Source organism: Bdellovibrio sp., from assembly GCF_036384735.1.
Classification (GTDB): Bacteria; Bdellovibrionota; Bdellovibrionia; order Bdellovibrionales; family Bdellovibrionaceae; genus Bdellovibrio.
Genome location: NZ_DASVLT010000029.1, coordinates 21,040 through 33,676 on the forward strand (window position 1 = coordinate 21,040; position 12,637 = coordinate 33,676).

Genomic DNA, 12,637 nt, shown 5'->3' on the forward strand with positions numbered 1-12,637 from the left:
GGCAAGGTTTAGACCGCATTGACGCCATGCGTTTGTACGTTATTTTATACCAAACATTCCTATGTGCCGCAAAGGGCCTGGACGCCCTCACAATAGAGGTCTATTTTTTAATGGTGCCCGTAGGAGTCCTCTCATGAAAGCAACAGTCCTTGGTATCGGAACAGAGTTGGTTGATGGCCAAATCGTAAATAAAAATGGCGCGTGGATTTCAGGAAAACTGAAGCAACTCGGATTAACAACGACACTTCATCTTGTCGTGCCGGATGATAAAAAACTCATGTTAGAAGCGTTGCAATTCTGCGCTGGTTACGGCGATCTTCTGTTCGTCACAGGCGGCCTGGGGCCAACGAGTGATGACTTCACTCGGGACGTGGTCAGCGAGTGGGCACATCTTCCGCTCGAGTTTGACGAAAGCTCTTGGCAACATATCAAAGATCGCCTCGAACCCCGCGGTTACGTCGTCAAAGAGATCCAGCGCCAACAATGTTACTACCCTCGCGGCTCTCGCGTTTTGACCAATACAGAAGGCACTGCGAATGCCTTTTACTTCGAAGCTCAGGGAAAAAAAATTTTCGTTTTGCCTGGGCCGCCTCGGGAAATTGAGGCTGTTTGGAATTCGTCGATCGCCCAATGGTTGATTGATAACACTAAAAATATCGATCCATTCATCACTCGTCATTGGGACACCATCGGTATTGGCGAGTCAGATGTAGCGACAATTGTTGAAGATGTTCTTAAAGATGTCGATGTTGAAAAAGGCTATCGCGTGCACCTTCCTTATGTGGAAGTGAAGATGTCGTTCTTTAAATCACGTGAAGCGGAAATGGCTCCATACATTGAAAAAGTCACTCAAGCTTTGTCACATTGCCTCATCACTCGTGATCAGCAAGATGTGCCTTTGATTTTAAGCCGACGCTTGAATCAATTTAACTCTGTCAGTATTCAGGATTCGGTCACTGGACAATTTTTAATGAATCGCCTAATGCCCGTCATGCGCGACTTCATGACAGCAAAATCCTGGAGCTTTGCGAATAACGTGATCGATGAAGAAGCGCAAGTTCGCCTCAGTCTTCTTCCTCGTGACGAGCACACGTGCCTTGTCAGCGTCAGCAAAGGTCGCCAAACATTCACGGATGTTTTAGATTCACCTTACAAGAAAATGCCAATGAAAGAGCGCCGTATGCAGTACTTCGCAGAAATGGCGATGGTGTTTTGGCTCAAGCATTTAGGCTAATTCGCCCGGCGATAACAAGACAAAATTGGAAGCGGTGTTTGATTCAGATAGATTTTGGATTTTTCATCGTTCAAAAGATCTGTAGGCACAACATCAACAGTGGTCAATTTGTCCGTTCTGACGGTTTTGCCGACAATACGATAGTGATCATCATAGGCCATAATGACTTCCACCTCTGGCAGTTTAAAATCATAACTGACTTTTCCGTCCTTAAGCTTTGTTGAAACCTCGGCGAGCTTTTCCTTCTGTAGATTTAAGCATTCAGGAACAAATTGAAAAATAGACTGTATGCCTTTTTTATTTTGTTCTGAAGTCGCCTCTATCACATCCACTTTCCAGTGAATGATACCGTGAGCGGCTTTCGTCAAATCTGCTGCCACAGTGTCCATTGTCTTATTCAGCTGTTGTTGCAATTTCGCGCGCGATGCTTCCAGCATATCATCGACACGCTTCTTGCGGGCCTTGGAGTCCATCTTCACTCGGCATTCCGCGTGAAGACTGCTTTTCAAAACAGCCGAGGTTGGAAGATCTATGCAGGCAAAACTAGTTCCAGATGCAAGATTCAATTTCGCATTGGGCTTATCTTGAACAACCTCTTCAGGCAACGAGAGTTCCGATGAGGCACTGATCACACCCTTTACCGATCCAGAACTATCCACCATGGGAGAGCCCGAGTTCCCCTTGATAATCGAACATGGAACTAAACTTACGACACCGGCCAAGTCGCCGTCGAAATAGGGGTTGATAATGGTATTCTGCATTGCGGGACAAGTGACACGTTTTAAAACTCCACCGCGCCCTGGAACTGGATCGATTTTATAAATCGTAAGATCTTCTCCGTCGCGAATGCCGCTGTCGTTCACATAAAGTGGAGGACGTTCCACCCGGGACTTCAACTTTAAGACGGCATAATCCATACGCAAAGGCTCATCTCCATCACTGGATGACAAAGAAAGAATTTTGTCGCAGTCCGCTTCCTCGGCCTGATGATCTTGGGTTGCCGGAAATAAAAAATGGATTTGCCCTTCGCAGCTTGATCCCACTTTTTTAAGCCCTTCAGGAAGACAGTGAAAGTTTGTGACTAAAACATCTTTATCAATCAGAAATCCTGTACAAACACTTCCGCCGGTCATAGCAAGACCGGCCACAGACGACGAACAATTCGCCCGGTCTTCACACTCGACTTGAAAGGCTTTCGCTGTCTCAGCACGAGACACTAAAATTGCAATAAGAAAAATGAAATAGCCGAAGCGGTCCATACCGAAAATTCATCGGCATTTACGGAGAAAAAGAAAAGGGCCTGCGGATAATCCGCAAGCCCTTTCAAATTTATAACACTAGAGATCTATTTATTGATCTTCAGACCCTTTAAAGCATCTCCCAATGAAGCAAAACCGCTTGAAGATGCCGTCTGGTGGGCTCTCCACGAAGAATCTTCTGCCTCACCTGGAACTCCCAAAGAAATTTTCTTATCGTCCATATTGATCTGATCGACTTGAACGATGATCTCGTCACCTTTTTTCTTGTTTTCGAAGGTATTGGCATCAACAGAGTCTCTCCATTTTGATTTTGGAAGAAGACCTGTCACACCTGGAGTCAACGTCACGAACAATCCGTAAACTTCTTTTTTCTCAACAGTGCCCTTAACAACTGTACCTACAGGGAAACGAGTTGGAACTGTTGTCCAAGGATTGCCTTCGCCTTCCGCTTGTTTCAACGAAAGAGCGATCTTCAAGCGACCACCATCAGTCTCTTCAACTTTCAAAAGCTTGACTGCTACAGGTTGGCCTGGAGACACCACTTCTTTTGGATCATGAATGCGCGACCAAGCCAATTCTGAAACGTGAATCATACCCTCAACACCGCCAGCAAGCTCAACAAAAGCGCCGAACTTTTCTAAGCGAGTGATCTTGCCTTCAAGGACAACACCTGGCTGGTGTTTCTGCATGAAAGCCCCTTCGTTTTCAGCTTTTTGCATGTCCAAAAGCTTGCGACGAGACACTACGATATTACGACCGCGCGGATCATATTGAGTAATCAAGAATTCAAACTTGCGACCCACATATTCGCTCACATCGTTCACGAATTTAGAATCGATTTGGCTGATTGGACAAAAAGCTGTCTTACCTTGGATGTTAACACGAAGACCACCATTGACAGCCTCAGTTACTTTACCCTCGATGGGAAGTTCCATATCGAAAGCATCTTCCAAAGAATCCGCTGCCGCAGCCGTAGAACCTTTTTTAGCAACGCGGATTTCGCCGCCTTTGATCGCAACAACAACACAGTCAAGAACATCACCAACTTGATATTTGACCTGTTTGTTTTCGTCCAACAAATCCTTCGTCAAAATCATTCCATCAGAAGGAGTTCCCGTAGAAACGAAAGACTCTTCTTTACCAATTGAAAGAATCTCACCTTGGAAAACGTCGCCAACACTTACGCGAGTTTTTAAACCCTTTTCAGATTGAGCGAACATTTGCTCAAAATCTTCAAAAGTTTTTCCTTCATTAACATCATCACCAAAAATATCTTTCTTAGACATATCTCTTCCTAATCGGGCCTTTTTTACCGGCCGCTTTTCAACTACAACCTACTGTGGTTCCGCAATTTGGGCAACGATAACAGCCGCTTGTTAGCACTGTGTCGCTCCCACATTCCGGGCATTTCATTGTAAAATCGGGGACAATATCGACTTTAATTTCTTTCGGACTGCCGTCAGGACTCTCACCTTTGATTTTAAGGTTTAACGGCTGACTTTGTTTGCTTCCATCACGATAAACGGCCACCGCCTTAACGCCCAGGCGCCAAGCCAGGAAATAAACATCACTAATGTCTTTTTCCGTCGCCGTTGAAGGCAAGTTCACCGTTTTCGAGATCGCACCGCTAATAAACGGCTGTACTGCCGCCATCATTTTCACGTGACTTTCTGGAGAGAGAACTCGTTGTCCAGGCGCTCCGTTTGCACAATCAAAAACCGGCAAATGCTCCTTCTTAAGATCAGGACAATCTTGCAAAGAGTTATGATCTTCAACGAATTTCAAAATTCGCGTGATCTGTTCCTCTTCATATCCAAGAACATGCAATGCGGGCTCGACGGCTTGATTGACGATCTGAATTTCTCCTCCGCCAACAAGCTTTTTATATTTGATCAAGGAAAAATCCGGCTCTATCCCCGTGGTATCACAATCCATCATCAGACCAATCGTTCCTGTCGGAGCAATCACAGTCGCTTGAGCATTGCGATAGCCATACTTACCGCCATTATAAACAACGGCTTTCCAAAGATTGCGAGTGGCTTTCTCTAAACCCTCTGGCAAGAAATCCCACGCCACACCATTTAAAGATTTCTCGTGCATCTTCATCACCTTCAGCATCGGAAAGCGATTCTTTTTAAAGCCAGCGAAGGCTCCTTTTGCACGAGCCATCTCGGCACTTGTCAAATAAGCAACTCCGTTCATCATCGCGGTAATTGCTCCGGCCCAGGCTCTTCCCGCGTCGCTATCGTAAGGAATTCCTTTCCTCATCAAAAGACTTCCAAGATTGGCAAAGCCCAATCCCAAAGGACGATAGTCATGAGAATTCTGTGCGATCTTCTGCGTCGGATAACTCGAATAATCCACTAAAATTTCTTGAGCGACAAACAACGTTCTTGCTGTATGAATCAGGGATTCGAAATCAAAAGTGCCATCCGGGTTTAAGAATTTCACCAAATTGATTGAGGCCAGGTTGCAGGCGGAATCATCCAAAAACATGTACTCCGAGCAGGGATTGCTTGAACGAATGATGTCCGTGTTGGGGCAAGTATGCCATCTATTGATCGTGTCATGGAACTGAATGCCCGGATCCGCACACACCCACGCCGCGTGAGAAATTTTTCTCCACACGTCAGCCGAGGGAATTTCACGATATAATTTCCCTGTGGATCTTGCTTTTAATTTCCATGGTCCTTCTTGCAAAACAGTTTTCATGAAAACATCAGGAACGCGAATGGAATTATTCGCATTTTGCCCTGAAACTGTTCTGTAGGCCTCGCCTTCAAAGTCAGAACTTAAGCCCGCTGCAATCAGCATGTGGGCCTTTCGTTCCTCATTCATTTTCCATTCGATAAAATCTAAGACCTCGGGATGATCGATATCGACGACCACCATCTTTGCAGCTCTACGTGTGGTGCCTCCTGATTTGATCGCCCCGGCCCCTTTATCTAAAACTTCTAAGAATGAAATCAGTCCTGAGCTATGACCACCAGAGCTTGTCGGCTCATACTTGCTGCGAATGGCAGAAAAGTTACTGCCCGTACCAGAGCCATATTTAAAAAGCTTTGCTTCGGTTTTCGCAAGCTCGAAAATTCCCTCAATGGAGTCATCAACACTTTGAATAAAGCAGGCAGAGCACTGAGGGCGTTCAAAAGCATTCTTCGTCGCTTTGATTGCCTTTTTAGTTTCATCCCAGGCGAAATGCTCGCTAGGCGAAGTTATTTTGTAAGCCTCGAAAAGCCCCGCATTGAACCATACGGGACTATTGAAAGCTCCTCGTTGAGAAAGAAGAATGTACTTCAATTCATTTCCAAAAGTATCGGCATCCTTTTTTGAAGAGAAATATTTTTTCTGCTTTAAGCCGCTGGCAACGATCGCTTTTACGACACGGTCGACGAGTTGGCGCACAGATCTTTCATGCTTTGTCTTTGGTACACCGACTTTGCGGAAGTATTTGCTGGCAACGATTTCCACCGCAAGTTGCGACCAACCTTCCGGTGCTTCCACATTCTTCATCTCAAAAAAGACATCGCCCTTGCGATTCTTAATCTGACAATCCACTTTTTTCCAATGAAAAAGAGATTCCGGTTTCTTACCTGCGGGAACAAAATACGCGGGACTATGTAAGCTGATCTGTTTTGTCATAGCGAATATTGTAGTTCGCGCAACTACAAGGCTCAACCTCTAGCGCATGTTCGATCCAGTCCTGTACCCAATTAAAAATCAGCAATGCGGAACACATAAGTGCGATGTTTACTTGTTTGTTTAAATTTCTTTGCCGTTAAGAGTTGCAGATCAATTTAGAACATTTTGGAAAAGGCTTATGGAGCAAGAACCGCAACAAAAGAAGTCGCTACTGATCATAAAATCTCACGCCCAAGGTCTAGCTGCCGCAGAGAATTTCCTCAAGAACCGGGAATGGGAAGTTAAATCCACTGCAAATCTTAAAGAAGCCCTGATCTTTCTTGTACAGAATCAGCCGCAATTTGTGATGATCAGCATCGATCACCCCAATCGAAAAGTCCGCAATCTGCCAAAAGTTTTAACTCAAGCATTTCCCGTTTGTGTGATTGCCTTTTCTGAGACAGCTTCCGCCGCCAATATGAAAATGCTTTCCGAAACCTCCGCCGAGTATGCGATCTTCCCGCCCATCACAGGTCCTTCGATTGAACGCACTGTGAACAAATACTACAAAGACCAACAGGCCAACGCATCGAATGGCGGCCAGAGCCACCGTACCTGGGAAGAAGGAAATGCAGAACTTCGCAACTCTATGATCGCAATTCGTGGCGGCGCCAATGGAACAGCAGAATCTGCACAAAATTTATTAGCACAGCTTCTTACTGGCGACAGCGGAGAAGCGACCGCCACTGGATTTCCTCAAAACTCATCAGAGATAACGGACAATGCGATAGCGGGTACCTCCTCTCACTTCACCGCTCACGGAAATAACCCAGACGGTGTCGCGGGAATAATGTCCGGCTCAAATGGCAAAGATGGCGTTGGCCACGGAGGCTCAGGCACTAACAAAGACAATGGTAATGATTTCGCCGGCACAATGGGGTCTAAAAAATCTCAACCAGACTCAGCTGGCTCCACTTTAGATGCGAGTCATTACTATTCGTCTTTAAACACGGAAGAGCAAAATCCAAAGCCTATCGACTATGTCCCTCGCGCTCCAAAAAAAGATGGACCTGGCTGGGCTCCGGCTGATGTCATCGCAAAAACAAAAGAGCGGCCCGGACCAGAAACACCAGACGACAATATTCGACGCACAGAAAAAGAAACATTGATTTCTCAAGGAGCAAAAGAAGCTTTAGAGAAATCTTGTATTAATTTTCACGACACAGTCACCACGATTGAAAAAGCCACGAACATTGCATGTATTCTTGTCGAGTCCCCACGCTTCTCTGGCTATCTGATAGCAGCCATGGCAAAAGATAAGCACATCGATTTGGCTTTCGTAGAAAAAATTCGCTCCCGTTTGTTCCGATTCTTGAAAGACAAAGGCGAAGATCTTCAGGAAAGCGAAAGCATGAAAATGAAAATTCGCGAAGTGCCTTTTGAAGATTGGGCTTTGGCTCACGCAGAATTTTTGCGCAAGTCCGTTCACAACGGCGAAGAAATTGCGATGGCTTTTTTCCCTCGCACCGATTTGCGTGCAAAGTTGATCGATTGCGGTGACGCCGAGATGGCGGCCGTTTCTATCAACGAACTGACAGCAGATGTCCCCGTAGAGTTTAATGTTTATATTTATTTGCCACGCAATAATAAATATCTTTTATACACTCCTTGCGGAGGAACTTTCTTTAGCAATCAGAAAGATCGTCTTGTCAGTCAAGGCGTGGAACATCTTCACATTTTACGCATGGAATTAGAGGGCTTCGATAAATATCGGGCACAGAATTTCTTAAACGATAAAATAGCAGAGTTTGAAGCCAAGGAAAGTGAGAAAGATACCGTTTAGAAGATTGGCCTTGACGCTTCCTAAGTAGCATGAGTAGCTCATCTCATGGAAAGCAACCCTACGAGCAAAGATCCTGGAATTTATCTCGACTACAATGCAACAACTCCTGTTGATCCCGAAGTCTTTGCGCGCATCGAACCTTATCTCAAACAATTTTTTGGAAATGCTGCCAGCGCCGCCCATCATTGGGGTTGGGCCGCTGATAATGCTGCGACAAAAGCACGTGCACAGGTTGCCTCTTTAATCGGTGCGAAACCGACAGAGATCACTTTCACAAGTGGTGCTACGGAATCCAACAACTGGGTGATTTTTGGATTGATTTCAAAAATTCGTGAAGAAAATCCTTATGAACCAATTCACATGATCACAAGCTGTGTTGAACATGCCTCTGTCATTAAGGCTATGGAAGCCGCACAAAAGATGAACGTGGAGGTTGATTACTTACCTGTGAATCTTTTTGGACAAGTAGGGGTTGAAACCGTTCGTAAGTTTATCAAGCCTCATACAAAACTTATGAGTTTCATCTGGGTAAATAACGAAATAGGTTCGATCAATCCAATTGTTGAACTTGCCAAGCTTGCGAAGGAACGCAAAATTTATTTCCATACCGATGGCACACAAGCAGTTGGAAAAATTCCTGTTAACGTCACGGAAATGGGCGTTGATATGATGTCCTTCTCGGGTCACAAGTTCTATGCACCGAAAGGTGTTGGCGCTTTGTATATCCGCTCGAAAGACCCTAAGGTGCAAATCAATCCATTCATCTATGGTGGTGGCCAAGAGCGTGGCCTTCGTTCTGGCACCGTAAATATTCCCGGTGTCGTGGGTCTTGGAACTGCCGCAGAAATTTGTCAGCGCAATATGAATTTAGAACCCGCTCGCATGAAATCATTGCGTGATCTTCTGTGGCAGAAACTTCAAGCGGCCATTCCCGGCGTGCGCATGAACGGCCATGCAACAGAAAGATCTCCAATCAATCTCAGTGTGACTTTACCTGTGACGACAGACTCCATTTTGCCTCAACTGCAAAAGCTCGGAATTAGCACAGGATCTGCGTGTCACACTGGAACTATGACGATCAGTCACGTCTTGAATGGCATCGGTTTGAACTCCGAAGAAGCCCAATGCACTTTGCGGTTGAGTGTAGGGCGTTGGACCACAGAAGACGAAGTTTTGCGAGCTGTCGAGATTCTTCAGAACGCCATCCCAAGGAAAAATGTATAATATTTTCAGCATTTTAGATGCCTAAACCCGAGGTCCTGTGGAGACCGTGCCCCAAGCTTCCCGCCCAGGGGCCTTTTGTGTTAGAATGGCTTTATCAGTTAAGGAGTTTCCTATGATCAATATTTCCCCAGAAGCTGCGGCTAAACTTGCTTCTCTTAAAAAAGATGAAGGCAAATCTGCTGAAGCATTTCTTCGCGTTGAAGTGAAAAAAGGCGGATGCTCTGGTTTGTCTTACAAGATGGATTTTGATCTGACTCCACGTGAAGGCGATAAGGTTTTCGAATCGAACGGTCAAAAAGTTGCCGTAGATCCACAAAGCATTCTTTATATTTTGGGCATGACACTTGAATATTCGGGTGGTTTGAACGGTAAAGGTTTTGTCTTTAACAATCCGAATGCTTCAAAAAACTGCGGTTGCGGTTCAAGCTTTAACGTTTAATTTTAATTTAAATTTTGAATTCAGGAAGCCACATCAGAAATGATGTGGCTTTTTTATTTAAGCAGCGACCGTGTTTTCAATAAACTCGCGCAGGTGCTTCACAATCAACTCTGGACGAGTTTTAATTGCCAAGTGACCCGCTCCCATCAAAGCGATCACATCTTCACAACCAATGTGCATTGCAAATTTCTTGTAAGAGCCTTCATCAAATAAAAGATCTTCTTTATCATAAATCAAACACACATCACCTCGGTAATTGAGCAAGTTCTTGCTCCACGCCGACCAATCTTCCGAACGAAGAAGCCATGCGAAGTGATGAATCATATAGGCCACAAACTGAAGCTTACGTCCTTGCAGACGTTCGACAGCAGTGGGTCCATCCGCGCGTTCATCGCGGAAAATCTGTGCAGATCTCCTTAAAAACGAACGTCCCATAGGGGTCGATAGCATCACGTAAATACTTTTTAGATTGAGAGGAATCGTAAAGAAGAAACGAAGTTCAATCGGCATGAAATGTTTGATCGGATCTGTGACCATGGGATTGATCAACATTGTCTTCTTCACAAGATGTGGATATTTCGAAGCTAAGCCCCAACATAAAGCGCCGCCAAAGCTAAGACCCGCCACATGCACGGGCTCTCCAGGGAAGTGTTCTTCAATAAATTGTGCGAGCAAATCCACTTGGGTCGAGAATGATAACTTTTCGCTACTTAAATATAAGTGAGTCAGATTTGGAACGATCACTCGATAATGTTCAGACATGGATTCAGCTACAGACTGCCAATGATGAATGCTTCCTCCATAACCATGAAGAAGCAACAGCACAGCACCTTGTCCCCGTTCCCGGTAAGTGATCTTTTGAGACATCCTTAGATATTATCGGGAATTTAACATCTGCAATGAACAAGACCTAAGGCCTACTTCTGAGGCTTCGGACCTTTTTGTTGCTGTGGTTGATTGCCTGGCTGTTGATTTTGCTGAGGACCACGTTGTTGTTGCTGCTGTTTATTGTGTTGATGTTGAGGCTTATTCTGATGCTGTGACTTGTTTTGCCCCTGCGCTTGCTGACCGCCGCCTTTATTTTGGTTTTGGTTCTGCTGCTTATTATGCTGCTGTTTTTGTTGATTTTGATGACGTTGTTCATCGCCACCACGAGCTCGCTGCTGCCCTTTGTTTTCGCGCTGCTGATTGTTTTGATTCTGCTGGCGCTGTGGACGTTGTTCGCGAGGCTCAGTTGCCTGCGCTTCCGTTTTCTCTAAAGTGCCTTCAACTTGCGGCTGTTGGTTGTGTTGATGATGGTGATGCTCTTTCACTTCTTCCTCGTTCAAAAGCATCATGTCGTTTACTGCTTTAGATTCCACCTGTTTGTTCGAACGGAATCCACGGATTTTCTTTGTCTGATTTTCTTGACGTTCAACTTGTTCGGTCAAATCTACTGTCACATCACCGAAGCAATGAACTTGGCAACTGAGACGTCTTCCATCAATAAAGTAGTTGGTGCCGATCAAGCTCAATTCTGCCTTGTTCGGCGGAAGAACGTTGTTGTCGCCTTCAGTGATGCGTACGCGGCATTCGGCACAAGAAGGTACACCCTTGCAAATCGAGCGAATCTCGAGATGATTTTCCGTCGCAATTTGCAAAAGGCTCTTATCCGGAGTCCCCTCAACTTCAATATTCTGCGGAAGAAATTTAATTTTCATACTCAAAGATCCTATCAATTCATTCGGCCCAAAACTCCAGGCCTTTTACACAAAGCATCGCAACAAGGTACGGCGTACCTTTTATTTAACGGCGATTTTTGTGAATTTTGTTTTGCTGCCTTTTAGAACTTGATCGTTCAAAGCTGCGGCTGCGAATTTTGCTTTTGCATCAGTTACTTTGGTGCCACTCAGTTGAACAGCTCCACCTTGAACCATGCGGTTTGCTTCGCTGTTTGAAGCTGCAAAGCCCACTTTTACTAGAAGCTGAGTAATACCCAAACCTTCTGCTGGAATATCGGCTGTCGGTAATTCAAAGACTGGAACGTCGTCTGGAATACCTTTGTCAACAAAGATGCGATTGAACTCATCTTCAGCAGCTTGTGCTGCCTCCGCTGAGTGAAAACGCTTGATCAAGAATTTGGCCAAGTTCACTTTCACTTCGCGTGGATGTTTCTTTTTATCGGCCACATCTTTTTTTAACTGCTCTAGTTCTACTGCAGTGATGTCAGTTAAGAGCTGATACCAGCGATACATCAAGTCGTCAGAGATTCTCATCGTCTTACCGAACATATCTTTCGGTGTATCAACTACAGAGATGTAGTTGTCCAAAGACTTCGACATCTTATTAACGCCATCAATCCCTTCAAGAATCGGCATGGTCAAGACACATTGAGGCTCCTGACCGTATGCCACTTGCATATCGCGACCGACTAGCAAGTTGAACTTTTGATCTGTACCACCCAACTCTACATCGGCTTTCAATGCCACAGAGTCATAGCCCTGAGTCAATGGATACAAGAACTCATGGATCGCAATCGGAGTTCCTGATTTATAACGTTTTGTGAAATCGTCACGTTCAAGCATGCGCGCCACTGTGTATTGGGCAGACATCTTGATAAAATCCACCGGAGTCATCTTATTAATCCAAGCGGAGTTGTAAACAATCTCTGTTTTTTCAGGATCCAAAATTTTAAAAATTTGTTTCGCGTACGTACGACCATTCGCTTCGATCTCTTCACGAGTTAGAACTGGACGAGTCGTGCTTTTTCCTGACGGGTCCCCGATTTGCGCCGTGAAATCACCGATCAAGAAATAAACTTTATGGCCAAGATCTTGGAACGTCTTAAGCTTATTGATAACAACAGTATGACCAATATGAATATCAGGACGAGTTGGATCTGCGCCCAACTTAATATTCAGCGGAGTATTGGTTTCTTTCGAACGCTTGAGTTTCTTCAACATCTCTTCGTCGTTGATGAACTCTGCCACACCAAACTTAATACGTTCTAACTGTTCTTTCGGATCTAAAAAAGCCAT

General features: G+C 45.0%; 10 protein-coding genes. 4 read left to right on the top strand and 6 right to left on the bottom strand.

Annotated elements, in window-relative coordinates; translation table 11 throughout:
• Positions 1-133: 133 nt before the first annotated feature.
• Positions 134-1,234, top strand: a complete 1,101-nt coding sequence (locus VF412_RS08385) for a competence/damage-inducible protein A (RefSeq protein ID WP_331338780.1) — start codon at positions 134-136, stop codon at positions 1,232-1,234.
• On the opposite strand, the gene VF412_RS08390 is transcribed toward VF412_RS08385, so the two are convergent.
• The 3 genes from VF412_RS08390 to VF412_RS08400 all read right to left on the bottom strand — a co-directional run bounded on the left by VF412_RS08390 (position 1,231) and on the right by VF412_RS08400 (position 6,135).
• Positions 1,231-2,493 (bottom strand): trypsin-like serine protease, encoded by a 1,263-nt coding sequence (locus VF412_RS08390; protein ID WP_331338781.1) that lies wholly within the window; start codon positions 2,491-2,493, stop codon positions 1,231-1,233. The two genes, VF412_RS08385 and VF412_RS08390, sit on opposite strands and share 4 nt — an antisense overlap.
• 86 nt (positions 2,494-2,579) lie before the next feature.
• Positions 2,580-3,779 (bottom strand): S1 RNA-binding domain-containing protein, encoded by a 1,200-nt coding sequence (locus tag VF412_RS08395; RefSeq protein ID WP_331338782.1) that lies wholly within the window; start codon positions 3,777-3,779, stop codon positions 2,580-2,582.
• Between the two features lie 37 nt (positions 3,780-3,816).
• Positions 3,817-6,135, bottom strand: a complete 2,319-nt coding sequence (locus tag VF412_RS08400) for a vitamin B12-dependent ribonucleotide reductase (RefSeq protein WP_331338783.1) — start codon at positions 6,133-6,135, stop codon at positions 3,817-3,819.
• Between the two features lie 178 nt (positions 6,136-6,313).
• Between VF412_RS08400 and VF412_RS08405 the strand changes: the two genes are divergently transcribed.
• The 3 genes from VF412_RS08405 (at position 6,314) to VF412_RS08415 (ending at position 9,620) form a co-directional block, all read left to right on the top strand.
• Positions 6,314-7,957 (top strand): hypothetical protein, encoded by a 1,644-nt coding sequence (locus VF412_RS08405; RefSeq protein ID WP_331338784.1) that lies wholly within the window; start codon positions 6,314-6,316, stop codon positions 7,955-7,957.
• A 45-nt stretch (positions 7,958-8,002) separates the two neighbouring features.
• On the top strand, positions 8,003-9,181 hold the full coding sequence (locus VF412_RS08410; protein WP_331338785.1) for a cysteine desulfurase family protein: 1,179 nt from the start codon (positions 8,003-8,005) through the stop codon (positions 9,179-9,181).
• Positions 9,182-9,293: 112 nt separating this feature from the next.
• Positions 9,294-9,620 (top strand): iron-sulfur cluster assembly accessory protein, encoded by a 327-nt coding sequence (locus VF412_RS08415; protein WP_331338786.1) that lies wholly within the window; start codon positions 9,294-9,296, stop codon positions 9,618-9,620.
• Positions 9,621-9,677: 57 nt separating this feature from the next.
• Here VF412_RS08415 and VF412_RS08420 read toward each other — a convergent pair whose 3' ends face one another.
• The 3 genes from VF412_RS08420 to tyrS all read right to left on the bottom strand — a co-directional run bounded on the left by VF412_RS08420 (position 9,678) and on the right by tyrS (position 12,637).
• On the bottom strand, positions 9,678-10,487 hold the full coding sequence (locus VF412_RS08420) for an alpha/beta hydrolase (protein ID WP_331338787.1): 810 nt from the start codon (positions 10,485-10,487) through the stop codon (positions 9,678-9,680).
• A gap of 50 nt (positions 10,488-10,537) precedes the next feature.
• Positions 10,538-11,320, bottom strand: coding sequence for a 2Fe-2S iron-sulfur cluster-binding protein (locus VF412_RS08425; protein WP_331338788.1), 783 nt, complete (start codon positions 11,318-11,320; stop codon positions 10,538-10,540).
• Positions 11,321-11,401: 81 nt separating this feature from the next.
• Positions 11,402-12,637, bottom strand: a complete 1,236-nt coding sequence (tyrS, locus tag VF412_RS08430; protein WP_331338789.1) for a tyrosine--tRNA ligase — start codon at positions 12,635-12,637, stop codon at positions 11,402-11,404.